Genomic DNA, 24,431 nt, shown 5'->3' with positions numbered 1-24,431 from the left:
GGGGCATGAAGAAGCGTTGGGGAAGGTCTGTGCTGCCGGCAGGGCGGTCACGGCCGCGCGGGCCCGGGCAGTACCGGATAGTGTTGTCCCGGCCGGTAGGGCTGCTGCGCGTGCTGGGCGTCCAGGATTTCCAGCGCGGCCGGCACGGAACCGGCCATGACGGCATGCTCGGCGTAGTCGACCTGCGTGCGCGGCGGCAACACCAGCGTGCGCCAGGCGCTGGGCGGCTCAGTCGCTGCAGCCGGCTGCGTCGCGCGAAAGCGCGTGCGCACCAGCAACGCGACGTCGAATTCGGTGCAGTTGTGCAGGCCGGCGTGGACCGCGCCCGCTCCGGAGGCGGAGGGCGCGGTGACGGCTTCCGGCACCGCCACCATGGCGGCCAGCTCCGGCGACAGGAACGAGACCGGCAGGGCCGGGCGCGCGTGCTGCTGCTGCCACGGCGTGCAGCCGGTATGGGCGGGCGGCGTGGCGGCGCAGCCGGCCAGCAGCCATGCCGCGGCGATCCCGGCGCAGCGCCTAGCGATAGACCACATCGTCGGCCGCGGCGCGCTGGAATGCATAGATGTTGCTCCAGACCAGTTCGCCGGTTTCCACCTCGACCAGCTCGAACGAGATCTGCATATAGCGCTGCACCATGCCGGTGGCGGCGCTGCGGCTGTCGAGCGAACCGATGCGGCCCGACAGGCTGTAGTCGGCGCCCAGGCGCGCGCGGGCCAGCCCCAGCGTGCCGGCGTCGGTGGCGCCGCTGCGCTTGGCCTGGCGTTCGCGCTCGACCAGCGCGGTCTGCGTGCTGACAAACTGGATGCGCGCCTGCGCGGCGCGGTTCAGGCTGACGCGCAGCCGCTCCACGATCAGCTGGCGGTCCAGCGGCTGGGCACTGTCGTTGATGAAGTTGGCGCCGTCCATGGCAATGCGCGGTCGCTTGCCGTCGCGGCCGGGCGCGAAGCGCGGCTGCGCCAGGATGTCGCGCATCATCTGGTCGGCCATGGCGACAATGTCGTGGCCCTCCAGGCCCACGCCGGACACCGCGCCCTTGCGGCCGGTGTCCAGTTCCATTGCGGACACGCCGGCGGCGTTCGGCGCGGTGGCAAGGCATCCCGCCAGCAGCGCCGCCAGCCCGCCTGCCGCCATCCCGCCAGCCAGCCGCAGCGCGGCCGTCGGCGGGATGTTGCGCGCGGCTTTCCCCCTTGCTTCCCCGATTTCCCGTGCGGCCGGTGTGCCGGCTGTCTTCTCTGTCACGGTCATGCTCCCCGTATTCCCGTCATGGTTTTGTTGCCCGCGCTGGCGGCCGTCATGCGGACGGGCGGGGCTGTTTTGCCGCGATCATAGGAGCAGGCCCGGCGCGCCGCCTCCCCTGAATATGGGATGGGCAACGCCGTGCGGCCGTGCGATGGGTACGGGCGGCGGCGTTTACCCTGAACGGGCCCGCCGGGCCGTCCGCGCGCGGGCGGGATATGTCAGAATCCGCCGTCGTGCCGGCGCACCGCGTGGCAACACAGGGGGCGCACCGCGCGTGGCTCGGGAATACAGGCATGGCAAGCACAACAAGAGTCCTCATCGTCGAAGACGACCCCCTGGCGCTGCGCCGGCTGGTGCAGGCCGTCGACCTGCATGCGGCGGATGCCGCGGTGGCGGGCAGCGCCTCGACCGTGGCAGAGGCGCTGGCGTGGCTGGCGCAGCACCAGCCCGACGTGCTGCTGTGCGACCTCGGCCTGCCCGACGGCAGCGGCATCGACGTGATCCGCAACGCGCGCGAGCGCTATCCCGCCTGCGACTGCATGGTCGTGACGGTGTTCGGCGACGACCAGCATGTGCTGGCCAGCATCGAGGCCGGCGCCATCGGCTACCTGCTCAAGGATGAAACTTCCGACCGCATCGCCGCCTCGATCGGCGAACTGCGCGCGGGCGGCTCGCCGATGAGCCCGCTGATCGCGCGCCAGGTGGTGAACCGGCTGCGCGGCGCGCCGCCGGAGGCGGCGGCGCGCGATGCGGGCGCTGGCGCGGGTTCCGCCCCGGCTTGCGGCGCGGTAACGCTGTCGGTGCGCGAGAACGAGATCCTGGACCTGATCTCGCGCGGCTACACCTATGCCGAAACCGCCCGCTACCTGGGGCTGAGCGTGCATACCGTGCAATCGCATATCAAGAACATCTACGGCAAGCTGGCGGTGCGCTCGCGCGGCGAGGCCGTGTTCGAGGCGGCCAAGCTCGGCCTGCTCAAGTCCCTGTAAGCGCGCCATGCCGTCCTGGCCGCCATTTCTGCGCACCGCGCTGGCTCTGCTGCTGGCGTGGGCCGGCCTGCTGCTGCCCGGCATGGCGGCGGCGGACACCATGGCGCTGGCGGGTGCCACGCGCTCGGCCACGCTCGCCGACGGCACCGTGCTGCCGGCGCGCGCGCTGACGCTGCCCGACTACTGGGACCGGGTGATGCCGGGGAAGTCCGGCACCGTGGTCTACGAACTGCGCTTCGACCGCAACTGGCCCGCAACGGCCCCCGGCGGGCTATTCGTGCCATGGGCCGGCGGCAGCTACGAGGTGCGCCTCAACGGCGTGCTGCTCGCCGCCGGCGGGCGCCTGGACGCGCCGGCGTCGGCCCTGGCCAAGCGTCCCTATTACGTGGCGGTGCCGCCCGAACTGGCGAACACGCACGGCAACCTGCTGCGCATCACCGTGGCCGCGCGCGCCTATGCGCGCTCCGGCCTGCTGCCGGTGACGGTGGGCCCGGCCGCCGAGGTGCGCGCGCAGTATGAGCGGGCCTTCCTGCTGCGCGTGGTCGGCCCGCTGATCGCGGCGGTGCTCAGCGTCGTGCTGGGCGGGCTGGCGCTGCTGATCTGGTGGCGCCAGCGCGATCCGCTGTTCGGACTGTACGGGCTGGCCGAGGTTGCCTGGAGCGTGCGCCTGCTCGACTACTTCGTCGATGACCTCGCCATCCCGGCGGAACTGCGCGGCTATATCGTCGCCGCCGCGCGCGAAGTGTTCCTGGGCGCCATCGCCAGGTTCTGCCTGCTGGTGATCCGGGTGCCGTGGCGCTGGCTGCATCGCACCCTCAACGCCTACCTGTGGCTGGCGCTGCCGGTGCTTGCGCCGCTGGCTGCCATCTCCAGCCATCCGCTGGTGTTCCCGCTGAGCTGGCTGGTCAAGGTCGGCATCATCCTGACCGTGGCCGGCGCGATGGTGTGGGGCGCGTTGCGCCGGCCCAGCCGCGAGGCGACGCTGCTGGCCGTCACCGTCGGTGTGTCGGCGGTGCTGTTCCTGGCGGACTGGATCAAGGTCTGGCTGACCGGCGACTATTACTGGGTCCATTCGATGACCCGCTACGTCTCGGTGCCGTTCAGCGTGGTGATGGCGTGGATGCTGGTGGAACGCTACACCAGCGCGGTGCAGAGCCTGCAGAACGCCAACCAGGTGCTGACCGAGCGCGTCGCGCAGCGCGAGGCGCAGCTGCGCGCGGCCTTTGCGCGCACGCAGAAGATTGCCGCCGAGGAAACCGCGCTGCGCGAGCGCGGGCGCATCCTGCGCGACATGCACGACGGGCTGGGCAGCCAGCTGGTCACGACCTTGTCGATGCTGGAGTCGGGCAAGGCGAGCGGCCCGGAGGTGGCCACGCAGGTGCGGCATGCGCTGGATTCGCTCAAGCTTTCCATCGATGCGATGCAGGACACCGGCGGCGACCTGGCCGCGGTGCTGGGCAACCTGCGCTACCGGCTGGGGCCGCGCATCGCCGATGCCGGGCTGGAGATCCGCTGGGAAGTCGAACGCCTGCCGGCGCTGCCGCATTTCTCCGCGCGCAAGGTGCAGGAGCTGCAATACCTGCTGCTGGAAGGCATCACCAACGTGCTGCAGCACGCGGCGGCGCGCACGCTGACCGTGACCGCCCAGGCCGACGCGCAGGCGATCCGCATCACGCTGGCCGACGACGGCCGCGGCTTCGATGCCGAAGCCACGCGCGGCGGGCGCGGGCTGCGCAATATGCAGGTGCGCGCCGCGGCGATCGGCGGCCGGCTGCAGATCCGCTCGGCGCCTGGCGGCACGGCGCTGACGGTGGCGGTGCCGCTGGCGCCGGCGCAGGGCGATGAGGCGGGCACGCCCGGGGAAGGGGCCGCGCCCGCGGCATAGGGCTGGTTGCGGCTTACTGCGCTGCGCGCTTCGGCAGCAGCCGCACCGCCAGTGCGCACAGCGCCGCGGCGGTGGCGAGCGCGGCCACGCCGGTCCAGCCGAAGCGCGCCAGCACCAGGCTGCCGAGGGCCGCGCCGGCGGCCATGCCGGTGAACATGCAGACGAACAGCACGGCATTCAGGCGGCTGCGCGCGCCCGGGTCGATGCCATAGACGATGGTCTGGTGCGCCACCAGCGCCACCTGCACGCCCAGGTCGAAGCCGATGGCGCTGGCGCCGATCAGCCACAGCTGCGCCTGCGGCGCCAGCAGCGGGGTCAGCAGCATGGCGGCGAACGACAGCGCCGCCAGCGCCGCGCCCGCGCGGGTCACCCGTTCCGGACCGCCGCGGTCGGCCAGGCGGCCGGCCAGCGGCGCGCCCAGCGCGCCGGCGGCCCCGGCCAGGCCGAACGCGCCGGCGGCCTCGCTGCCCAGGTGGAACGGCGCGCCATGCAGCATCACCGCCAGCGTCGACCAGAACGCGCTGAAGCCCACCGATAGCAGCCCCTGCGCCAGCGCCGCGCGACGCAGCGCGCCATGCTCGCGCCACAGTGCCGCCAGCGAGGCCAGCAGGGCGCGATACGGCAGCGTCGTGGCCGGGCTAAAGCGCGGCAGCTGGCGCCGTGCCACCAGCGCCACCGCCGCGATGCTGGCCGCCGCCAGCACGAACATCGCGCGCCAGCCGAAGTGCGCGGCGACGAAGCCGCTGACCACCCGCGACAGCAGGATGCCCAGCAGCAGCCCGGTCATCACGGTGCCGACCACCTTGCCGCGCTGCGCGGCCGGGGCCAGCGCCGCCGCGGCCGGCACGATGTCCTGCGCCAGCGTTGCGGACAGGCCCACCACCAGGCTCGACACCAGCAGCATGCCGATGCCCGGCGCCAGGCCCGCCAGCAGCAGCGCGCCGACCAGCGCCACTGCCTTGGCCACGATGATATGGCGGCGGTCATAGCGGTCGCCCAGCGGCGCCAGCAGCAGGATGCCCAGCGCATAGCCGAGCTGCGTCAGGGTGGGGATGGCGCCGGCGGTGGCGTCGCTGGCGTGCAGGTCGGGGGCCATCACGCCGAGCATGGGCTGGCTGTAGTACAGCGACGCCACCGCCAGGCCGGCGCCGGTGGCGAGCAGCAGCACCAGGCGCCCTGGCACGGCAGGGTCGGCCAGCGTGGCGGCGGGGGAGGTTGCGGGAGCAGGGGACATGGCGGGTTTGCGCGGTTCGCAAAGCGGTTGAGATGGACCGAAGTGTTGTCCACGCGCGCCGATTCTGGTAGACGTGCGGGGTGAACAATGGCTATACGAGACGCGTATGAAAGGCCAGCCAGCCACTAACCCGAGCGCCGCCCCCGCCGCTACCCGCGGCGCGCCCGGCGCCGACCGGATCGACCTGATGCAGACCTTCGTGCGCATCGTCGAGGCCGGCAGCCTGTCGCTGGCCGCCGCGCAGCTGCAGACCACCCAGCCCACCATCAGCCGGCGCCTGCAGACGCTGGAGCGGCTGCTGGGCGTGCGCCTGCTGCAGCGTTCCACGCATGCGATGAAGCTGACCGAAGACGGCGCGCGCTGCTACGAGCGCGCGCGCGAACTGGTGGCCGACTGGGCCCGCTTCGAGGCCGACGTGCGCGGCGTGGGCCGCGCCCCCAGCGGCACGCTGCGCGTGGTGGTGCCGCACGCGTTCGGGCAGCAGGTGCTGGTGGGTCCGCTGGCGGACTACCTGCGGCAATATCCGCAGGTCGCGGTGGAATGGCTGCTGCACGACCGGACCCCGGATTTCATCGCCGAAGCGATTGATTGCGCGATCCATGTGGGCGAGGTGCATGAACCCGGCCTGGTGGCCGTGCGCCTGGCGGAAGTGCCGCGCGCGGTCATCGCCGCGCCGTCGCTGTTCGACGGCAAGCCGCTGCCGCGCCGCCCGCAAGACCTGGAAAGCCTGCCCTGGCTGGCGCTGCGTACGTTCTACCGCAACGAGATCGTGCTGCAGCACCGGCAGACGCAGGCGCGCCAGGCCCTGGCCTTCGCGCCGCGCATGAGCACCGACAGCCTGTACGCGCTGCATGCGGCGGCCCGGCTCGGGCTGGGCGTCGCGGTGGGCTCGTCGTGGATTTTTGCCGACGACATTGCCAGCGGCAGGCTGTTGCACCTGCTGCCGCAATGGCAGGCCGACCCGCTGCCGATCTACCTGGTCTATCCGCATGCGCGCTTCTATCCGGCCAGGCTGCGCCTGTTCGCCGACGCCATGCGGCAAGCGATCCCGGCCGCCGGCATGGTCGAACGGGCGCGCGTGCCGCGCGGGATGACACAAGCGCGCCGATAACGCCTATCCTGTATCGGCCATTACCTCCGCCGCGGGCAACCCCGCGCCCCGACCTCATGGTGCCTGCGTGATCCGCCGCGTCTTTCCCAGGTTTCGAACAAGGGGCCGCATGTTCGCGTTTGCCGCCGCCATCGTGTTGCTTGCCCTGGCGGGCATCGTCGCCTACAACCTGGTCGGCGGCGAGAAGCGCATCGAGCGCCGCCTCGACCGCGTCTACAGCCTGGAAGATCCGCAGTTCGCGCGCGAGCTGGGGGTGTTGCTGGGCCCGCCCGTGGTCGACGGCAACCGCTACCGCGTGCTCCGTAACGGCGACGAGATCTTTCCGGCGATGCTGGGCGCGATCCGCGCCGCGCAGAAGACCATCAACTTCGAGTCGTATATCTACTGGTCGGGCGATATCGGCCATGATTTCGCACAGGCACTGGCCGAGCGCGCCAGGGCCGGCGTGAGCGTCAAGGTGTTGCTGGACGCGGTCGGCAGTTCCAAGATCGACAAGGCAGCGCTCGCGCTGATGACGAGTGCCGGCGTGGATGTGCGCCGCTACCATCCGGTGCGCTGGTACACCATCGGCAAGCTCAACAACCGCACCCACCGCAAGGTGCTGGTGGTCGACGGCCGCATCGGCTTTACCGGCGGCGTCGGCATCGCGCCGGAGTGGACCGGCCATGCGCAGGACCCCGAGCACTGGCGCGATACGCATTTCGAGGTGGAAGGCCCGGTGGTCGGCCAGATGCAGTCGGTGTTCCTGGACAACTGGATCAAGGTCAGCGGCGCGGTGCCGCACGGCCCCGACTACTTTCCCGAACTGGTGCCGGTCGGCAATGGCCGGGCGCAGATGTTCAGCAGCTCGCCGACGGGCGGCAGCGAGAGCATGGCGCTGATGTACCACCTGGCGATCACCGCGGCGGCGCGCACCATCGACCTTTCGGCAGCGTATTTCGTGCCGGACGCGCTGACCGAGAAGGCGTTGCTGGCGGCGCTGGCACGAGGCGTGAGGGTGCGGGTGATCGTGCCGGGCGAACATATCGACTCGGAAACCGTGCGCTCGGCGTCGCGCGCCCGCTGGGGCGAGCTGCTGAAGGCCGGCGCACTGATCGCCGAGTACGCGCCGACCATGTACCACTGCAAGGTGCTGATCGTCGACGACCTGCTGGTCTCGGTCGGCTCCACCAACTTCGACAACCGCTCGTTCCGCCTCAATGACGAGGCCACGCTCAATATCCTCGACGCGGCATTTGCCGCGCAGCAGACCCGGATCTTCGAGGAAGACCTGAAGCTGTCGCGCCCGATAACCTATGAGGCGTGGGTCAACCGCCCATGGCGGGAACGATTGCGCGACCGCCTGGCCTCGCTGATCGGCGCGCAACTCTGAGCGGAGCGGCGATGGCGGCAAGGCGGCCCGCAAACAGGGCGCCATGCCCCTGAGCAGCGCGCGGTTTGCCCTACTTCAGCGCTTTTGTCGCACCGCATTTGCGCATCGTCAAAAACCCGTACATCTGCGCTTCAGCACCGCCAAACCGGGCCGATAGCAGGGGGAAACCTAGCCCCTCTGCGACGATCCATGCCCGCCCTGTTCCTTCCCGCCGAGCGCCTGATGGCGCGCCTGAATATCCGCCGCAAGCTGGCACTGATTGCCGTGCTGTTCTTGGTGCCCCTGGTCGGCGCGCTGTCCGTGGCGCTGCGCGACGCGGCGCAAGCGCGCAGCATCACCAGCCAGGAAATCCGCGGGCTGGCGGTGGTCGGGCACGCGCTCGACTTCATGCGCGAGACCCAGGTCCGGCGTGGCGCCGCGCATGCGGTGCTGTCGGGCAATGCCGCCTTCCGCGCCACCTTCGACCAGGCGGACGAAAAGGCGGCGGCCAACCTTACCGCACTGGCGCGCAGCATCGCGCAGAACCCCGGCTTTGAACTCGCGGCCGGCATGCGCCAGCTGGAGCAGGGCTGGCAGCAAGTGCGCGGGCCTGGCCTGGACACCACGGCGGGGCCGCTGTTCGAGCGCCACAGCGCACTGGTGCGGCAGACGCAGGCGTATATCGCCGACGTCGCCGAGCGCTCGCGCCTGGCGCTGGACAGCGAGGCCGGCTCCTACTACCTGGTCAGCCTGCTGACGGGCCCGATGCCGCAACTGGCCGAACAGAGCGCGCTGGCGCGCGGCCGCGGCGCGGGCATCATTGCACGGGGCGGCTATGCGGATGCGGCGCAGCAGGCGGGACTGGGCGCGCTGGCCGAGCAGATCCGCGCAGGGCTGGACGCGATACGGCGCGACATCGCTCGCGTCGGCAGGGCTGCACCCGCTTACCGCACGCGCATCGATGCCGCGCTGGCACGGCTGGACGCGATGGACCGTTTCCATCGCACGCTGCAGGTGCGCATGCTGGGCGCGGCCGGCATCGATATCGAGGCCAAAGCCTATTTCGACGAAGCCACCGCCGCCATCGATGGCGTGGCGGAAGCCAGCCGCGAATTCGCCGCGATCGCCGCCGGGATGCTGGCGCAGCGTGCCGCGGCGCAGGCCCGGCAATTTGCCTGGCTGGCCGGCATTGCGTTGGTGACGGTAAGCGCCGCGTTCTACCTGTTCATCGGCTTCAGCCGCGCCATGCGCGCCGACGTGAGCGAGGTCGCCGCGATGGTCGCGCGCATCAATGCCGGCGACCTGACCGTGGGGCTTGCGGTGCGCGGGCGCGACGAGCTGAGCGAGGTCAAGCGGCACCTGCTGGCGCTGGCCGCCGGCTGGCGCGCGCTGATCGGTGACACCAAGGCCGGCGCGCAAAACGTGCTGGCCGCGGCCGCCGATATCGCGCAAGGCAATATCGACCTGTCGCAGCGCACCGAGGAACAGGCGGCGTCGCTGGAGCAGACCGCGGCCAGCATGGAGCAGCTGACCGCGACCGTGCAGCAGAATGCCGGCAACGCCGGGCAGGCCAGCGCGCTGGCGCGCGAGGCGTCGGCAGCGGCGCGTGCCGGCGGCGACGCGGTCGGCCGCATGCAGCAGACCATGCAGGCGATCGACGCCGACTCGCGGCGCATCGCCGACATCATCGCGGTGATCGACGGCATTGCCTTCCAGACCAATATCCTGGCGCTGAACGCGGCGGTGGAAGCGGCGCGCGCGGGCGAGGCCGGCCGCGGCTTCGCGGTGGTGGCCAGCGAAGTGCGCGGGCTGGCGCAGCGCGCCGGCGCCGCGGCCAAGGAGATCCGCCTGCTGATCTCGCAATCCGGCGAGCGCGTGGCCGCGGGCAATACGTTGGCGCTCGATGTCGCTGCGACCATGGCAGGCACCGTCGCCGCCATCGGCCGGGTCGCGGCGATGATGGATGACATCAGCCAGGCCTCGCGCGAGCAGAGCACCGGCATCGGCCAGGTCAACCAGGCGATGGCGCAGATGGACCAGGTCACGCAGCAGAACGCCGCGCTGGTCGAGCAGGCCGCGGCCGCGGCGCAGTCCTTGCGGGAGCAGGCGCTGCAGATGCAGCGGGCGGTGGCGGTGTTCCGGACTGAGGCGCACGCGGCCTGAAGCCGCTGGCGCGGGATCAGCGCCGGATCAGCGCCGCAACAGCCAGATCACGACCGAAACCACCACCGACACCAGGATGCAGGTCGTGATCGGCAGGTAGAAGCTGAAGCCGTCGCGGACGATATGGATATCGCCGGGCAGGCGGCCTAGGCGGTCGAACGGCAGCCTGGACAGCCAGGGCCAGGCGGCGCCGGCGGCAAGCAGCAGGCAGCCCAGGATGATAAGCAGACGTTGCATGATCGGCGATGGCGCGTGAGCGGTTGCGGTCCTGATGCGTTGGACCGCTATCGGTCCGCGGGATTCCTCAGCGCCCCGCGTCCGCTCATCCCGCCGCCTGGTGCGCTGCAGTGCACAGCGTGGCGGCTTCGGCCAGAAATACGGGGTCGCTCTCCAGCACCGGCAGCAGCGCGTTCGCGTCGCCGACCACCGCGCCCACCACGATCACCGCCGGGCTTGCCAGCCCGGCCGCCAGCGCTTGCGCCAGCGTGCCAAGCGATCCGGTCCAGCTGCGCGCGTGCTCGCTGCCGGCGTGCATCACCACCGCCGCCGGCGTGCCGGCCGCCATGCCGGCGGCGAGCAGGCCGTCGCGGATCGCGGCGATGCGGCTCATGCCCATGTAGATCACCAGCGTGGTGCCGCCGCGCGCCAGCGCGTGCCAGTCGGGCGAGCCGTGGGCACTGGTATGGCCGGTGACGAAGGTCACGCCGTGGCAGTGCGCGCGATGCGTCAGCGCAATGCCCAGCGCCTGCGCGGCGGCCATGCCGCTGCTGATGCCGTTGACGATCTCGACCTGCAGCCCGTGGCCGCGCAGGAACGCGGCTTCTTCGCCGCCGCGCCCGAACAGCAGCGGATCGCCGCCCTTGACGCGTGCCACCGTGCGGCCGGCCAGCGCATGCTGCAGCGTCAGCTGCTGGATGCGCTGCTGGCTCACCGAGCAGCGCCCGCCGCGCTTGCCGACCCACTCCACGTGGGTGCCGGGGCTGGCATAGCTGGCCATTTCCGGCGAGACCAGGTCATCGACCAGCCAGACTTCCGCGGCGGCCAGCGCGCGCATGGCGCGTACCGTGACCAGGTCCGGGCTGCCGGGGCCGACGCCGACCAGCCAGACCTTGCCGGGCTTCAGCGGTGCTTGCATGTTGGACTCCTGCAATGGGATTGCGCCACGGCTCAGTGGCTGGTGCCGGCCGAGCGCGTGGTCTTGTTGAAGACGTTGTACTTGCCGATGGGCTTGTCCATCGGCAGGCGCCTGACTTCCTGCAACGTGGCGGTGTCATACACCACGATGGCACCGTCGCGCTCCATCAGGCTGACCAGCGCGTAGCGCCCGTCGCGCGTGAACTCGACGTGCGCGGCGGTGCGGCCGGGGCTGGGGGTGACGCTGCCGACCACGCGCAGGCTTTGCTTGTCGATGACCTGCAGGGTGTCGCGCCGGGCGCTCATCATGGCGTCGGCCCAGGCGTAGGGCGTGCGCTCATGGCTGCGCAGGAAGAAGCCCGGGCCGTTGGTCGGCACGGTGGCGACGGTGTGCCAGTCCTGCATGTCGATCACCGTGATGCGCCCCTGGCCGAGGTCGGGCGAGGCCATCACTTCACGGCCATCGCGCTGCCAGGTGATGCCGCTGCCCAGGTGCGGCATGCCGCCCAGCGCCAGCGGCGCCACCTTGCGCCCGCGCTGCAGGTCTATCACCTGCCCGCCGCCCTGGCGCGAGCCGCCCAGGATATGGCGATAGGGCTGGTCGAAGAAAAAGTCGTCGAGCACCTCGTCCAGTTCGATCGCGCGCGGCTGCAGCAGCGCCGAAGGCGGCAGCGGCGCGCCCGCGGCGTCGGCATACGGGATCTCCCAGACCTCGGGGATGTCTTTCAGCGCGGCGATAAAGCTGTGGCGCGGCGCGGCATCGTAGACCGCGGAGACGCGCGAACGCTCGCCGTTGCGCCCGGCGACGTCGATCACCCGTGCCAGCGACAGGTCGTCGGCATCCAACAGCACCAGCGTGCGCGGCAGCGTGTTGCCGGCCAGTACCCAGCGCCCGTCATCGCTGACGGCCACGTTGCGCGTGTTCACGCCGACCCGGATCTCGGCCACATACGCCAGGTTCCACAGGTCGTACTTGCTGACCCAGCCGTCGCGGCTGGCCATGTAGACATAGCGGCCGTCGCGGCTGAACTTGGGCCCGCCATGCAGCGCGAAGCGCGTGGCAAAGCGATGCACCGGCGCCAGGCGGTCGCCGTCGAGCACGGTCATGTGATGGCTGCCGGCCTCGACCACGACGAACAGGTTCTGCGGGTCGGCGCGGAACACCGGCCGTGCCGGCAGGCTGCCGGGCGCGTGGTGGACGACATGGCTGGCGCGGATGGCCTGGTCGTCCCACTGCGGCGCGGCGGCGGGCGCGGTGCGCAGCCAGCGTGCCAGCGCCTGCAGCTCGGCCGCGGCCAGCGTGCCCGCGAACGCCGGCATCTGCGTGGCGGCGCGGCCGTCGCGCAGCACCGCGTCGAGTTCGCCGGCGCGCAGGCGCTCCAGGCTTTCCGGCAGCAGCGCGGGCCCCATGGCGCCGAGGCGGTCGGCGCCATGGCAGGCGGCGCAGTGCTGGCCATAGAGCGCGGCCGGGTCGGCCGCCGTCGCGGCTTGCGCGACGCAGGCGAGCGCAAGCATGCACAACCATCGGATCAGCGCTGTCATGCCGTGACCTCCGCGCCTGGCGCGTGCGCGATCTCGGCATCGCTCAGGTAGCAGCCCGGGTCCTCGGCCCACGGGTTGCCCGTCAGCGCAAAGGCGCGCACGCGTGTATTGCCGTTGCAGATGGCGCGGTACGCGCAGCCGGCGCAGCGCCCCTGCAACGGACGCGGCGTGCTGGCCAGGCCCGCCATCAGCGGATCGGCGCGGTCGGCCCAGATCTCGCCGAACGGACGCTGGCGCACATTGCCCAGCGTCACGTGCCACCACATCGTGTCGGGATGGACATTGCCCAGGTTGTCGATATTGGCTACGCCAACGCCGGTGGCGTTGCCGCCCCAGCGCTCCAGCCGCTGGCGCATGTCGGCGACGCGGTGCGGAAAGCGGCTGGCGATCCAGTACAGCAGGTACACGCCGTCGGCATCGTTGTTGCCGGTGACGAAGTCGCCCGCATGCCCCTGGCGCGCGCGCTGCCATACGTGGTCGAACAGCCAGTCCAGCGCGGCGCGGGTGCGGGCGTGGCGCGCGTCCTCGGCGCGGTGGCTGCGCGCGCGGCCGGCATAGTTGAAGTGCGACAGGTAGAACTTGTCGATGCCCTCGCGCTCGGCCAGCGCCACCAGCTCGGGCAGCTGTGCCGCGTTCGCTTCGGTCAGGGTCATGCGCACGCCCACGCGCAGCCCGGCCGCGCGTGCCGTGCGCAGGCCTGCCAGCGCCCGCGCGAAGGCGCCGTCGCTGCGGCGGAAGCGGTCATGCGTGGCGGGCAGGCCGTCGAGGCTGACGCCGACGTAGTCGAAGCCAGCCGCCGCCAGCCGCGCCGCGTGGCCGGCATCGAGCAGCGTGCCGTTGGACGACAGCGACAGGTGGAAGCCGAGCGCGCGCGCGTGCCCGGCAATCTCGTACAGGTCCGGCCGCAGCAGCGGCTCGCCGCCGGACAGGATCAGCGCCGGCACGCGCGCCGCGCGCAACTGGCCCAGCACGTCCAGCGCTTCGGCGGTATCGAGCTCGCCCTTGAAGTCGGTGTCGGCCGAGGTAGCGTAGCAGTGCCGGCAGTTCAGGTTGCAGCGGCGGATCAGGTTCCAGATCACCACCGGGCCGGCGGGCTGGCGCGGAGGCGGCACCGGGCCGTCATCGCGCAGGGCTTCCATGAAGCGGGACAGGCGGAACATGGTTGGGGCTTCCTGTTGGTGTGTTCGGTCCGGGTGTGTTCAGTCCGGGTGTGTTCAGTCCGGGTGTGTTCGTTCCGGGCCGGGGTCCGGCGGGGTGTGGGCATCGGCTGGCGCGAGCCGCAGCCCGGTCTTCTTCAGCACGCGGGTGGACCACAGCACGTCGTGCGCGCGGCAGGCGTCGCCCAGCAGCGCCGCGATCGCGGCGATCTGGGGCGCGGCCTCTTCGCGCGAACGGGCGTGGACCATCGCGAACAGGTTGTAGCGCCAGTGCGGCAAGCGGCGCGGTCGCCGATAGCAATGGCTGACGAAAGGCAGGGCACCGATGCGCGCGCCCAGCCCATCGATGTCGGCATCGTCGACGTCCCACACGGTCATGCCGTTGGCGCGCCAGCCGATCCGGTAGTGGTTGGGCACGGCGGCGATGCGGCGCAGCACGCCGCGCGCCTGCATCGCCGCCAGGCGTGCGATCACTTGCGCCTCGGTCAGGCCCAGTTCCGCGGCGACCGCGGCGTACGGGGCCGATACCAGCGGCAGGCCGGCCTGGGTGGCGCGGATCAGCGCCAGGTCAGTGGGATCGGCGGCGTCGGCAGTGGTTGGCATCAGGCGGGCAGATAGAGGTTGACGAAGAACTCCCGTTCCTTGGGGAACGGCAACACCTCGACCCCGGCCGCCGCGGCGATGCGCGCGAGCACCGGCGCAACCTGCTCCGGCCGTACGACGGCCACTACGAACCACAGGTTCAGGTGATGCGTGCGCGCGTAGTGGTGCGCGACTTCAGGGTGGGCGTTGATGGCGGCTATGACGGCTTCCAGTCGCGCCGCCGGCGCATGGCAGGCGCACAGCACGAAGCGGCCGCCGGCGCGCTCCACCTGGTACAGCGGACCGAAGCGCGTCAGCACGCCGGCGGCAAGCAGCGCGCGCAGCCGCGCCAGCAGCACGGCCTCGTTGATGCCGAGCGCCGCGGCGGCTTCGGCGTACGGGCGCGGCACCAGCGGCAGGCCGCGCTGCAGGGCGTTGATGATGCGGCGGTCGAGCGCGTCGAGCGCATCGAAGGGATCGGGACGATCGGCTGGATCGATGGCGTCGCACGACGCGGCGGCGCCGTTCATGCCGGCACCTGGATGGCGTAGCGCGTGCCGCGCTGCTTGTAGCAATGCGTCCCGACCAGCACCGAGCCCGGCACCTGCTCCAGGCCGGCGGCGGCGCGGATCCGGGCCAGCGCGGGCTGCAGGTCCTGCGCGCTGCGGGCATGGATCATCGCGAACAGGTTGTAGGGCCAGTCAGGGAGCCGGCGCTCGCGGCGGTAGCACAGGGTCACGCGCGGCTGCCGCGCCAGCCGCGTGCCGATGGCGTCGACACGGCCGTCGGGCACGTCCCACACGCACATGGCGTTGTGGCGGTAGCCGAAGCGCCCGTGGCGCAACACCACCCCCATGCGCCGGATCACGCCTTGCGCGGACCATTGCGCCAGCCGCTCGAGCACCTGCGGTACGCCCAGGCGCGCCTGTGTGGCCAGCGCATGGAACGGGCGCGGCGTCAGCGGCAGGCCGGCTTCCAGCGCCGCGACCAGGCGCCAGTCATCGTCGTCCAGCGCCACGGCGGCGGCGGGCGCCGCCAGCCCGGCGGGCCGGCGCGGGCGGGTACCGTGCTGGCGCGCCAGCGGAAAGCTTAGGTCGATGTGGTATTCGCGCGTCATCGGCAGGACCAGCGGCGCCTGGCCGGTGAGCTCGCCGATCGACGCGAGCGTGGCATCGAGCATGCCGCGCTCGCGCGCGCCCGCGACGAACCACAGGTTGTACCGGTGGCCGCTGCGCGCGTAGTTGTGGCTGACCGCCGCGCAGGCGCTGACGCGCGCCGCCACGCGGTCCAGTTGCGCGGGGGGCACCGACAAGGCGCCCAGCGTGCTGACGCCGATCACGTTCGGCGCGAACACGGCGCCGACGCGGCTGATGCGCCCGCTGCCGAGATCGCGCGCCAGCAAGCTCAGCAGCGCGTGCTCGCACAGTCCGGCTTTCGCGGCCAGCGCCTGGTAGGGCCGGGGCAGCAGCGGGAAGCCGCGCTGCAGCTGGTCGTAGAGGCTTTGCTCGTTGAACATGGCGTGCCCTACATGCCGAAGCGCTGCGCGCGCGCGGTGAAGAAGATGCCGCTGGGATTGTCGGCCGGCAGCGTGGCCAGGCGTTCCAGCGTGGCGGTGTCGTAAACCTCGACGCGGTTGTCGTCGCGGCAGGACAGCCACAGCGCCTCGCCCTTGGGCGTGAATTCCATGTGCAGCACGCCGCGGCAGGGTTGCAGCGTGCGCACCATCTGGCGCGTGGCGGTGTCGATCACCTGCACGGTGTCGTTATGCGGGAAGGCGAAATTGACCCAGACCTGGCGCCCGTCGGGCCGCGCCATGGCGAATACCGGCTGGCCCGCCAGCGCCACGCGCGCCGCTTCGCGCCAGCCGTTGGCCGGATCGGCCACCAGTACTTCATGGCGCCCGATCGCCGGCAGCCATGCCATGCCCTGCGCCATGGCCCAGCCGCGCAGGTGCGGCATCTTGTAGACCGGCAGCGGCGCGTTGCCGCGGCCGTAGCCGGACAGGATGCGCCGCGTCTGAGGGGGAACCTGCCACAGGTCGACCAGCGCCAGCCCGTCTTCGCCGAACAGGCCGGCCAGGTACCAGCGGCCGTCGGGCGTGACCAGCCCGTCGTAAGGCTCGTGGCCGGCGGGCAGCCGGGTCACCTGCGGGTGGCGCGGGTCGCCGGCATCGATGATCCAGATTTCGCCGGATTCGAACAGGCTGGCGGCGAAGCGCCGGCCGGGCAGGTCGGCCAGTCCGACTACCTTGGCGCGGCGTCCGTCGCTGCCGATGGCGGGAAGCTCCGCCAGCGGTTCCAGCGTCTGGGCATCGAACAGGCGGATACCCCCCGGCGTGTAGTTCTGCGCCGCCACCACCCGGCCGTCCTGCGAGATGGCGCCGCCAATGCTGTTGCCTGCCTGCAGCACGCGGTGGGTAATGCGGGCGCCGAGCAGGTCGACGCGCGTCAGGCCGCCATCGCGGCCGAAGACATAGGCGTAGCGCGCATCGCGCGAGAACACCACGCTGGCGTGCGACAGGTCGCCCAGTCCCTCGACCGTGGCCAGGCGGGTCGTGCCGGTGGTCTCCACGATCTGCAGCCGGCCCGCGGCGCGCTCCACTACCACGCCCAGGTCGCCGGTGCCGCGCACGCTGGCGGCGCAACCAGCGGCCAGCACGGCCACCAGCACCGCGCACGCCGCCGCAGCCAGGCCGCGCATCAGTTGCCTGGCGGCAAGACGGCCGGCGGCTGGCCGGCCTGCAGTCGATCGATCAGCCATCGGGCTTCATCCTGCGTCATGAATGGTTTCCAGGGCGGCATCGCCGTGCCGGGCCGGCCGTACAGCACGGTGGCGACCAGGCCGTCAGGCGGCTTGCCGGCCAGGCCCGCCGGCGTCAGCGGCGGGCCCAGTCCGCCGCGTAGGGTCATGCCGTGGCAGGCGCCGCAGTCATCGCGCAGCCAGTGCGCCAGTTGTGCCTGCCGCGCCGGCGCGGGCGGATCGACGGTGGCCAGCGCGCGTGCGCCCGGCGTGGCGAACAGCGTGGCGACCAGCGCGGCAGCAGCGGCGCGGCGCCACGCGGTGCGGTTCAGAGGGACAGGATCCATTTGGCCAGCGTGTTGGCGTCGGCCTGGCTGACGGCGTTGGCCGGCATCGGCACCGGGCCCCAGCGGCCGCTGCTGCCTTTCAGGATGGACTGGACCATCTGCGCCTGCCCGTCCTTGCGGCCGGTGTACTTGCCCTTGATGTCCTGGAAGGCTGGCCCGACCATTTTCTTGTCGAGGCTGTGGCACGCCAGGCAGGCCTTGCTCGATGCCAGGGCCTGGCTGGCGTGTGCCGGCATGGCGGCGCCGAGCGCCAGCAGGCAGCCGAACGCTGCCGCCAGCGCTGTCAGCGCGTGTTGGGTTCGCATGATTCAATCTCCGTGCAAAGTGCGTGGGGACGATGACGGCCCTCGCTGCGCCGCGGCGCAGCGAGGGCGCGGCCTCAGTAGACGTCGTGCTGCGTGTTGTAGGCGTTGAACTTGCCGGTCGGCGTGATCAGGCGCTTGTCCTTGATCACGGTCTTGAGTGCGCGGGTCTTGTCGTCGACCACCACCAGCGCGGATTCACCGTCCTTGGTGCCCCAGACCGAGAACCAGACTTCGTCGCCGGCCTTGTTGTATTCGGCCTGCACCACCCGCTTGGCGCCGCTGCCCTTCAGGTCGGCCCACTCGGCGATGGGCAGCACCTTGAAGCCGGCTTCGAGGTTGCGCGTGTCGAACACCGCGACCGACTGGTTGAGCTTGGCATCCGGATTCAGCGGGGTATCGACCCACAGGTTGGACGACTTGGGATGGGTCTTGATAAAGAGCGAGCCGCCGCCCTGGCCCTTGACCGTCTGCACCACCTTCCACGCTTGCGCGGGGTGGCCGGCGGGGTCGGTGCCGATCAGGCTGATGGTCTCGTCGCCCAGGTGGCTGGTGGCCCAGACCGGGCCGAACTGCGGATGCGTGAAATTGGCGCCGCGGCCAGGGTGCGGGGTCTTGCCGACGTTGACCAGCGCGGCCAGCTTGTCTTCCTTGGTGTCGACCACGGCGATCTTGTCGGAGGCATTGGCCGCCACCAGGAAGTAGCGCCCGGTCGAATCGAAGCCGCCGTCATGCAGGAACTTGGCCGAGTCGATGGTGGTGGTCTTCAGGTTGGCCAGGTCCGAGTAGTTGACCATCAGGATTTTGCCGGTCTCCTTGGCGTTGATCACGAATTCCGGATGGAAATGGCTGGCGACGATCGACGCCACACGCGGCTCGGGATGGTATTCGTTGTCCACGGTCATGCCGCGCGTGGACACCACCTTCAGCGGCTTGAGGGTGTCGCCCTCCATGATCACGTACTGCGGCGGCCAATAGGAGCCGGCCACCGCGTACTTGTCCTCGTAGCCCTTGTACTTGGAGGTCTCGACCGAGCGCGCCTCCATGCCGATCTTCACCTCGGCGACGATATCGGGCTTGGGCAGCCACAGGTCGATCAGGTCCAGCCGCGCGTCGCGACCGATCACGTACAGGTAGCGCCCCGACGCCGACATGCGCGAGATATGCACCGCATAGCCGGTCTTGACGATATTGATGATCTGCTTGCTGTCGCCGTCGATCAGCGCCACCTCGCCGGCGTCGCGCAGCGTGACCGAGAACAGGTTGTCCAGGTTGTACTGGTTCATCTTCTGCGTCGGGCGCTTGGCGACGGGCAGGATGTCCTTGCGGCTTTTCTCGATATCGGCCAGCGAGAACTCGGGCGGGGTCGGCGGATCGAGCTGGATGTAGCGCGCCATCAGGTCGACTTCCTTGTCGGTGAGGTCGCCCGAGGTGCCCCAGTTGGGCATGCCGGCAGGGCTGCCGTACTTGATGAAGGTCTTCAAGTATTCGGTGCCGCGCGCGCGGGTGATGTCGGGCGTCAGCGCCTTGCCGGTAGCACCCTTGCGCAGCACGCCGTGGCAGCCGGCGCAGCGTTCGAAGTAGATTTGCCGCGCATGGTCGAATTCGGCGGTGGTCAGGGTGGGGATGGCGGCCTTCTGTTCGGTCTTTGCTTCAGGCTTCTGCGCGGTCCTTGCGGTGTTGGTGGCTGCCTGGGGAAGACCCAGCCAGAGCGAGAGCGGCAGTGCCGCGAATGCGGGATAAAGCCATTTTCTTGCTTTCATGGTGCCGTGGTTCAGCGGGTTGTGGAAAGCTGTTGTCGCGGTGCTTGTGGGGTGCGAACTGGGCACCAGGCGCTTGCAGTGATGATGCGGACACACTGCGAGAAGGGGCTTGACTGGCATCAAACCGTGCGGGATGTCACGCAACGGTTTTTTTTCGGTGTTCGCCGGTTGGCGCAGAGATGACGGAATGCGCTTTGGCGCGTTGTGGTGGAACGAACGTGCCGATCGGGTACTCCCTCTCCCGCTTGCGGGAGAGGGAGCGAAGCGCGTTGCGGGACGCGCCGCTAATGCTTGATCAGCAGCACAGGGCAGTGCGCATGGGCGAGGACCCGTCTTGCCACCGACCCGACGATGGCATCGAGGAAGCCGCCGCGGCCATGCGAGCCCATCACGATCAGGCTGGCACCGATCTGGCGCGCATACTCGACGATGCGGGCGGGCGCGAAGCCCGTGAGGCCCTGGCGCTCGAATGCGATCCCGGCCTCGCCGAGGATGGTGGTCGCCGAGGCCATCGCCTTCTCGTTCTGTTCGCGATGCCAGTCCTCGAGCGTGCCGCGATCGATGAACGTCTTGATGTCGCCGGGCACATCCGGTTCGCAATGCACCACATGCACCACGAGGTCTCGGGTCAGCAGGGGGCTTTGCGCCAGGAAGCGCGCGGCCGCATCGCTATAGGACGACCCGTCGGTCGCCAGCAGGATCTTGTTCATGGCTTGCTCCTCATGTGCGCCGGTTCCCGGCCCCGCGACCGCGCGGTGCGCCGCTGCGGCCCGGCTGATCGCCCGCTGCGGCGGCTCGCCTGGTCCTGGCCTGGCTGAGCAGGACGGAGACGAACAGCGTCATCGCGACCGCGCACAGCGACCAGTGCACCGGTACGTGGAACCACGGCTCGACCAGCATCTTGGCGCCGATAAAGGCGAGCACGATGGCGAGTCCGTACTTCAGGTACTGGAAATGCGCCGCCAGGTTGGCGAGCAGGAAATACAGGGCCCGCAGGCCCATGATCGCGAAGATGTTGGAAGTGAAGACAATGAACGGATCGGTGGTCACGGCGAAGATCGCCGGGATGCTGTCGACCGCGAACACCAGGTCGGTAGCCTCGACCATCAGCACCACCACGAACATCGGGGTGGCATGACGCAGCCCGTCGATGCGCACGAAGAAGCGTTCGCCGTGGTACGACGAGGTGATCCGCATATGCGCGCACAGGAAGCGCACGATGGGATTGCGCGAGAGGTCGGGCGCGTGCCTGGAAATAAACAGCATCTTGATGCCGGTGATGACGAGGAACGCGCCGAACACATAGAGGATCCAGGCGAACTGGCTGATCAGCCATACCCCCACCAGGATCATGGCGGCGCGCATCAGGATGGCGCCAAGCACGCCAAGCAGCAGCACGCGGCGCTGCAGTTCCGGCGGCACGGCGAAATAGCTGAAGATCATCGCAAACACGAACATGTTGTCGACCGACAGCGACAGCTCGATCAGGTAGCCGGTGTAGAACTCCAGCACCTTGCGATAGGCCGCGTCGTGCCCGGCGTCCTCGGCCACCACCCACCACAGCGCCAGGCCGAACAGCGTGGCCAGCGTCATCCAGGTCAGGGTCCATCCCAGCGCCTCGCGCGAGGAGACCCGGTGCGCGCGCCGCCCGCCAAGCACAAATATGTCCACCAGCAGCGTGCCCAGCACCAGGACGAAAAATCCAGCCCACATCGGGGCGGTGGCAAAGGTCTCCATTGCCTTATGGTGAGACGGCGAGTGAGACGGCGGGTGGGATGGCCGGCGGCGGGCGCCGGGTCCGGCCGGCGGGGATCATGGCAGCGGCCGCGCGAGGCGCCGCGCGAACTGCGCCTTCACGCGCAGCGCGTCGGGTTCGCCGCAGTAGTGCAGGATTTCAGCGCGGGCCGCATTGCGCAGCCGCATTGCGGCCGACCAGTCGTGCCCGTCAGGCGGCAGGGGCCGGCCGATGACGACGCTGACCGGTCCCCGGCGCGGCAGCCACTGGCCGTCGCGCAGCACCGAGCGGGTGCCCCGCAGCGCAACGGGAACCACCGGGGCGCCGGCACGGGCGGCGGCGACGAAGGCGCCCGAGCGGAAACGTTGCAGCCCGGACTCGCGACCAAAGGTGCCTTCCGGGAACAGCAGCACCGAGCGCCCGGCGCCCACCGCCGCGACCAGCCGCTCGATGGCCTCGGATTCACGCACGTTGTCGAAGCGGTCGATAAAGTCGGCCCCGATGCTGGACAGGTAGGCGGCCGGGATGCGTTGCGTTTGCAGCTCGCGCTTGGCCACGACACACACCGGCAGCGGGAGTGCGGCAACCAGCACGATGCCGTCCAGGTAGCTGGCATGGTTCGATACCAGCACGCAGGCGCGATGGCGCGGCAGGTGCTCCAGCCCCTGCACGAACCATGGCACCGCGGCCAGCCGCAGCAGCAGCCGGGCGGCGTGGTGGCTGAGCGCCCATCCCATGGCTGGCCGGTGCATTGCCACCGATGCCAGGCACGTCACGGGCGCCATCGCGGCGAACAACAGCCACGCATACAGCGAATAAGACAGGCCGGCAGCGGCATGCCGGCCGCGCCGCAGCTGCGGCAGCAGCGCCTGCCAGCCGAAGCGCGCGATCTGCAGCCACGGTGCGGCTTGGCCATGGCCGGTGCCGCCATGCTCGAACCGCTCGCGGCAAGCGGCGCGCCGGATCTTGCCGCTCGACGTCTTCAGGATGGTGTGTGGCGGCACCAGCACGACATGGTCAGGCGGCATGCCGAGTATATCGAGCGCGGTCTTCAGCGCCTGCCGTTGCAGCGCGCTGCGCGCGGCCTGGTCCGTTGCCGAGGTTTCCGCCATCACGACGATATGCTCGGTGCCGCTGTCCGGATCGGGGCTGCCGAACACCGCGACGCAGCCCTTGCGGATCCCGGGAATGGCGCCGATGGCCTGCTCCACTTCGTAGGGATAGAGATTGCGGCCGCCGCGAACGATGGTTTCCTTGGCGCGCCCGGTGACGTAGAGCTCGCCGTCGGCGATATAGCCATAGTCGCCGGTGTTGAGCCAGCCATGGTCGAAGAGCTTGCGCGTCTGCACCGGGTTGCGGAAATAGCCGCTGGTGGCCGAGGGCCCGCGGAACTGCAGCAGGCCCTCCCGCCGCTCGGGCAGTTCGCAGCCGCTGGCGTCGACGATGCGGATATCGTGGCCGGGCAGTGGCCGGCCGCACGAAGGGATCTCCAGCACATCGCGTTCGGCTGCCACGTCCTGCCGGTCCGCCGCGGCGGGAATGGCGCGCGATGTGTGTACGAATGCGGCGCGGTCGATGCGGTCGGCAGTCAAGGCGCGTCCCGGCGGCGGGAACGTCAGGCCCACCGATGCCTCCGCCAGCCCGTAGACCGGCGCCGCCGCCTCTGCGCGCAGGCCGTGCGGGGCAAAGCGCGCTGCGAACTTGCGCATGGTCTGCAGGCTCACGGGCTCGGCGCCGTTGAAGGCGAAACGCCAGCTCGACAGGTCCAGCCCCGCCAGGTCCGCGTGTGCCAGCCTGTGCAGGCACAGTTCATATGCGAAATTGGGCCCGCCCGACAGCGTGCCCCGGTACTTGTGGATCGCCCAAAGCCAGCGCTCGGGCCGTGCCAGGAACGTGAGCGGCGACATCACCACCAACGGGAAAGCGTAGTACAGGCTGCCCAGCCAGGCGCCGATCAGGCCCATATCGTGATACAGGGGCAGCCAGCTGACAAAGACGTCGCGCGAGTCGACCGACAGCGCCAGGCCCATGGCGCGCAGATTGGCCAGCAGGTTGGCATGCGTCAGCACCACACCCTTGGGCGAGCCGGTGCTGCCGGAGGTGTACTGCAGCAGCGCGATGTCATGCGCGCCCGGCATTGCATGGACCGGCGCGGCGGCGGTGTCCTCGACCTCTTGAGGCGTCAGCACGCTTTGCAGTGTGCCGGTGCTGGCCTTGAGCAGGGTGGCCAGAGGCCGGGCTTCGGCCACCGTGATCAGGATGGGAGCCTGCGCATTGGCGAGGATGCCGGCGTGGCGTTGCAGGTGATCGCCGATCTGCGCCAGCCGCGCCGGCGGGTAGAGCGGCACGGGAATCCCGCTTGCCATCAGGACGCCGGTAAAGCAGTAGAAGTACTCGGCGCTGGTCGGCAGCATCAGCGCCACGGTCGTACCGGCGCGCACGCCACGCGCGGCCAGGCCGGCGGCAACGCTACAGGCGTGCCGGTGCAGTTGCGCAAAGGTGATCGGCGTATCCGCGCCTTCGCCGCCATGCAGGATGATGTGAGCATGGTCGGGGTGGCGGTGCAGGTGCCAGCGCAGCACCTCGGTCACCGTGGCGGCGCCTTCCGGCGCCTGCGCCGCGGACTCCGCCGATGCCGGGCTGGCCGGCAGTGCGGGCCCCTCCTCTGCGCCGGGCGGCAGGTCCCTGGCGGCCAGCACGGCGCGCAGCAGCGCGCGCGGCGTATCCGCCTGAACCAGTACCTGCTCCGGCAAGCTGACGCTGAAACGCTGCTCGATGCGGGTCAGCAGTTCGGCGCGCGTCAGGCTGTCGAAGCCCAGTTCCGCTTCGAGCGCGCTGTCCATCGAGGGGGCGGCCGGCGCACCGGATTCGGCCTGCGGCCGCATAGCGGTAGACATCTCCCCCACGATGCCGAGCAAGGCATCCTCGTAGTTCTGCCGCGGGGGCGAGTCCTCGTTCATTCGCTGTTGGCTTGTGTCCCCGCGAATCGGTGCTGCCGCTTGCCGCGCCGGGGCAGGCGGCAGCACCCACGGCGACGGTACTGGCACCCTAAAGATAGGCGGCGTGCGGAAATTGTCGAGTCGGGTGGCGGGGCGGGCACTGGCGTGGGCGCGGCGGTGAAAATTCAGGCGCGGCATCCGGCACATGCCGCCGGGAAA

Annotated in this window: 21 protein-coding genes and 1 pseudogene; 5 read left to right on the top strand and 17 right to left on the bottom strand. The window is 70.6% G+C overall.

Annotated elements, in window-relative coordinates; translation table 11 throughout:
• Positions 1–47: 47 nt before the first annotated feature.
• Positions 48–533 (bottom strand): putative periplasmic lipoprotein, encoded by a 486-nt coding sequence (locus tag GA0116996_RS18145; protein ID WP_141693749.1) that lies wholly within the window; start codon positions 531–533, stop codon positions 48–50.
• Entirely contained in the window at positions 517–1,239 is a 723-nt protein-coding gene (locus tag GA0116996_RS18140) for a penicillin-binding protein activator LpoB (protein WP_244159910.1), read from the bottom strand. The genes GA0116996_RS18145 and GA0116996_RS18140 overlap by 17 nt, the downstream gene beginning before the upstream one ends.
• Positions 1,240–1,532: 293 nt before the next feature.
• Here GA0116996_RS18140 and GA0116996_RS18135 point away from each other — a divergent pair, with 293 nt between their 5' ends.
• Both GA0116996_RS18135 and GA0116996_RS18130 read left to right on the top strand, forming a co-directional pair.
• A complete protein-coding gene (locus GA0116996_RS18135) occupies positions 1,533–2,228 on the top strand; it encodes a response regulator (RefSeq protein ID WP_092314402.1) in 696 nt (231 codons plus the stop codon).
• Positions 2,229–2,235: 7 nt separating this feature from the next.
• Positions 2,236–4,113 carry a sensor histidine kinase gene (locus GA0116996_RS18130; protein WP_092314400.1) on the top strand — a complete coding sequence of 626 codons (1,878 nt, stop codon included), beginning with the start codon at positions 2,236–2,238 and terminating at the stop codon, positions 4,111–4,113.
• A 13-nt stretch (positions 4,114–4,126) separates the two neighbouring features.
• Here the strand turns inward: GA0116996_RS18130 and GA0116996_RS18125 are convergent, their stop codons facing one another.
• Complete coding sequence (locus GA0116996_RS18125; protein WP_092314398.1) at positions 4,127–5,347, bottom strand: MFS transporter; 1,221 nt, start codon at positions 5,345–5,347, stop codon at positions 4,127–4,129.
• A 106-nt stretch (positions 5,348–5,453) separates the two neighbouring features.
• On the opposite strand from GA0116996_RS18125, the gene GA0116996_RS18120 reads away from it, so the two are divergent.
• The 3 genes from GA0116996_RS18120 to GA0116996_RS18110 all read left to right on the top strand — a co-directional run bounded on the left by GA0116996_RS18120 (position 5,454) and on the right by GA0116996_RS18110 (position 9,972).
• A complete protein-coding gene (locus tag GA0116996_RS18120) occupies positions 5,454–6,458 on the top strand; it encodes a LysR family transcriptional regulator (RefSeq protein WP_092314396.1) in 1,005 nt (334 codons plus the stop codon).
• Positions 6,459–6,567: 109 nt separating this feature from the next.
• On the top strand, positions 6,568–7,830 hold the full coding sequence (locus GA0116996_RS18115) for a phospholipase D-like domain-containing protein (RefSeq protein WP_092314394.1): 1,263 nt from the start codon (positions 6,568–6,570) through the stop codon (positions 7,828–7,830).
• A 189-nt stretch (positions 7,831–8,019) separates the two neighbouring features.
• Positions 8,020–9,972 (top strand): methyl-accepting chemotaxis protein, encoded by a 1,953-nt coding sequence (locus GA0116996_RS18110; protein WP_092314393.1) that lies wholly within the window; start codon positions 8,020–8,022, stop codon positions 9,970–9,972.
• Between the two features lie 27 nt (positions 9,973–9,999).
• Here GA0116996_RS18110 and GA0116996_RS18105 read toward each other — a convergent pair whose 3' ends face one another.
• From GA0116996_RS18105 to GA0116996_RS18040, 14 genes and pseudogenes are all read right to left on the bottom strand, one after another.
• On the bottom strand, positions 10,000–10,209 hold the full coding sequence (locus GA0116996_RS18105) for a DUF2905 domain-containing protein (protein ID WP_092314391.1): 210 nt from the start codon (positions 10,207–10,209) through the stop codon (positions 10,000–10,002).
• Positions 10,210–10,294: 85 nt separating this feature from the next.
• Entirely contained in the window at positions 10,295–11,107 is an 813-nt protein-coding gene (gene cobA / locus GA0116996_RS18100; RefSeq protein ID WP_244159908.1) for a uroporphyrinogen-III C-methyltransferase, read from the bottom strand.
• Between the two features lie 32 nt (positions 11,108–11,139).
• Positions 11,140–12,648 carry a nitrite reductase gene (locus GA0116996_RS18095; protein WP_092314389.1) on the bottom strand — a complete coding sequence of 503 codons (1,509 nt, stop codon included), beginning with the start codon at positions 12,646–12,648 and terminating at the stop codon, positions 11,140–11,142.
• Positions 12,645–13,808 (bottom strand): heme d1 biosynthesis radical SAM protein NirJ, encoded by a 1,164-nt coding sequence (gene nirJ / locus GA0116996_RS18090; RefSeq protein WP_092314387.1) that lies wholly within the window; start codon positions 13,806–13,808, stop codon positions 12,645–12,647. Before nirJ ends, GA0116996_RS18095 begins: the two co-directional genes overlap by 4 nt.
• 54 nt (positions 13,809–13,862) lie before the next feature.
• Positions 13,863–14,408 (bottom strand): siroheme decarboxylase subunit beta, encoded by a 546-nt coding sequence (gene ahbB / locus GA0116996_RS18085; RefSeq protein WP_092314385.1) that lies wholly within the window; start codon positions 14,406–14,408, stop codon positions 13,863–13,865.
• Positions 14,408–14,917, bottom strand: a complete 510-nt coding sequence (locus tag GA0116996_RS18080; protein WP_244159905.1) for an Lrp/AsnC family transcriptional regulator — start codon at positions 14,915–14,917, stop codon at positions 14,408–14,410. Before GA0116996_RS18080 ends, ahbB (GA0116996_RS18085) begins: the two co-directional genes overlap by 1 nt.
• On the bottom strand, positions 14,914–15,903 hold the full coding sequence (gene ahbB, locus GA0116996_RS18075) for a siroheme decarboxylase subunit beta (protein ID WP_092314383.1): 990 nt from the start codon (positions 15,901–15,903) through the stop codon (positions 14,914–14,916). The genes GA0116996_RS18080 and ahbB (GA0116996_RS18075) overlap by 4 nt, the downstream gene beginning before the upstream one ends.
• 8 nt (positions 15,904–15,911) lie before the next feature.
• Entirely contained in the window at positions 15,912–17,087 is a 1,176-nt protein-coding gene (locus tag GA0116996_RS18070) for a cytochrome D1 domain-containing protein (RefSeq protein WP_092314381.1), read from the bottom strand.
• The gene (locus GA0116996_RS18065) at positions 17,087–17,473 is read right to left on the bottom strand and encodes a c-type cytochrome (RefSeq protein WP_092314379.1); all 387 of its coding nucleotides are present in this window, start codon (positions 17,471–17,473) and stop codon (positions 17,087–17,089) included. The genes GA0116996_RS18070 and GA0116996_RS18065 overlap by 1 nt, the downstream gene beginning before the upstream one ends.
• Positions 17,455–17,778: a c-type cytochrome gene (locus tag GA0116996_RS18060; protein ID WP_181925885.1), complete on the bottom strand. Its 324-nt coding sequence runs from the start codon at positions 17,776–17,778 to the stop codon at positions 17,455–17,457. Before GA0116996_RS18060 ends, GA0116996_RS18065 begins: the two co-directional genes overlap by 19 nt.
• Before the next feature lie 74 nt (positions 17,779–17,852).
• Positions 17,853–19,400 (bottom strand): annotated as a pseudogene (locus GA0116996_RS18055) (cytochrome D1 domain-containing protein); the annotation flags it as partial.
• Positions 19,401–19,822: 422 nt separating this feature from the next.
• Positions 19,823–20,248, bottom strand: coding sequence for a universal stress protein (locus GA0116996_RS18050; RefSeq protein ID WP_092314375.1), 426 nt, complete (start codon positions 20,246–20,248; stop codon positions 19,823–19,825).
• A gap of 10 nt (positions 20,249–20,258) precedes the next feature.
• Complete coding sequence (locus GA0116996_RS18045; RefSeq protein WP_092314373.1) at positions 20,259–21,275, bottom strand: TerC family protein; 1,017 nt, start codon at positions 21,273–21,275, stop codon at positions 20,259–20,261.
• Positions 21,276–21,350: 75 nt separating this feature from the next.
• Positions 21,351–24,233 (bottom strand): AMP-binding protein, encoded by a 2,883-nt coding sequence (locus tag GA0116996_RS18040; RefSeq protein ID WP_092314371.1) that lies wholly within the window; start codon positions 24,231–24,233, stop codon positions 21,351–21,353.
• Positions 24,234–24,431 lie beyond the last annotated feature (198 nt).

This window comes from Cupriavidus alkaliphilus (assembly GCF_900094595.1).
GTDB classification, from domain to species: domain Bacteria; phylum Pseudomonadota; class Gammaproteobacteria; order Burkholderiales; family Burkholderiaceae; genus Cupriavidus; species Cupriavidus alkaliphilus.
This window is presented reverse-complemented; position numbering and strand designations above follow the sequence as displayed.

Coding starts and splice junctions, on each gene's coding strand:
- GA0116996_RS18115 (WP_092314394.1), top strand. CDS start 6,568: ATGTTCGCGTTTGCCGCCGCCATCGTGTTGCTTGCCCTGGCGGGCATC.
- GA0116996_RS18080 (WP_244159905.1), bottom strand. CDS start 14,917: ATGAACGGCGCCGCCGCGTCGTGCGACGCCATCGATCCAGCCGATCGT.
- nirJ (WP_092314387.1), bottom strand. CDS start 13,808: ATGTTCCGCCTGTCCCGCTTCATGGAAGCCCTGCGCGATGACGGCCCG.
- GA0116996_RS18045 (WP_092314373.1), bottom strand. CDS start 21,275: ATGGAGACCTTTGCCACCGCCCCGATGTGGGCTGGATTTTTCGTCCTG.
- GA0116996_RS18105 (WP_092314391.1), bottom strand. CDS start 10,209: ATGCAACGTCTGCTTATCATCCTGGGCTGCCTGCTGCTTGCCGCCGGC.
- cobA (WP_244159908.1), bottom strand. CDS start 11,107: ATGCAAGCACCGCTGAAGCCCGGCAAGGTCTGGCTGGTCGGCGTCGGC.
- GA0116996_RS18135 (WP_092314402.1), top strand. CDS start 1,533: ATGGCAAGCACAACAAGAGTCCTCATCGTCGAAGACGACCCCCTGGCG.
- GA0116996_RS18065 (WP_092314379.1), bottom strand. CDS start 17,473: ATGGATCCTGTCCCTCTGAACCGCACCGCGTGGCGCCGCGCCGCTGCT.
- ahbB (WP_092314383.1), bottom strand. CDS start 15,903: ATGTTCAACGAGCAAAGCCTCTACGACCAGCTGCAGCGCGGCTTCCCG.
- GA0116996_RS18070 (WP_092314381.1), bottom strand. CDS start 17,087: ATGCGCGGCCTGGCTGCGGCGGCGTGCGCGGTGCTGGTGGCCGTGCTG.
- ahbB (WP_092314385.1), bottom strand. CDS start 14,408: ATGCCAACCACTGCCGACGCCGCCGATCCCACTGACCTGGCGCTGATC.
- GA0116996_RS18120 (WP_092314396.1), top strand. CDS start 5,454: ATGAAAGGCCAGCCAGCCACTAACCCGAGCGCCGCCCCCGCCGCTACC.
- GA0116996_RS18040 (WP_092314371.1), bottom strand. CDS start 24,233: ATGAACGAGGACTCGCCCCCGCGGCAGAACTACGAGGATGCCTTGCTC.
- GA0116996_RS18145 (WP_141693749.1), bottom strand. CDS start 533: ATGTGGTCTATCGCTAGGCGCTGCGCCGGGATCGCCGCGGCATGGCTG.
- GA0116996_RS18130 (WP_092314400.1), top strand. CDS start 2,236: ATGCCGTCCTGGCCGCCATTTCTGCGCACCGCGCTGGCTCTGCTGCTG.
- GA0116996_RS18095 (WP_092314389.1), bottom strand. CDS start 12,648: ATGACAGCGCTGATCCGATGGTTGTGCATGCTTGCGCTCGCCTGCGTC.
- GA0116996_RS18110 (WP_092314393.1), top strand. CDS start 8,020: ATGCCCGCCCTGTTCCTTCCCGCCGAGCGCCTGATGGCGCGCCTGAAT.
- GA0116996_RS18050 (WP_092314375.1), bottom strand. CDS start 20,248: ATGAACAAGATCCTGCTGGCGACCGACGGGTCGTCCTATAGCGATGCG.
- GA0116996_RS18125 (WP_092314398.1), bottom strand. CDS start 5,347: ATGTCCCCTGCTCCCGCAACCTCCCCCGCCGCCACGCTGGCCGACCCT.
- GA0116996_RS18060 (WP_181925885.1), bottom strand. CDS start 17,778: ATGCGAACCCAACACGCGCTGACAGCGCTGGCGGCAGCGTTCGGCTGC.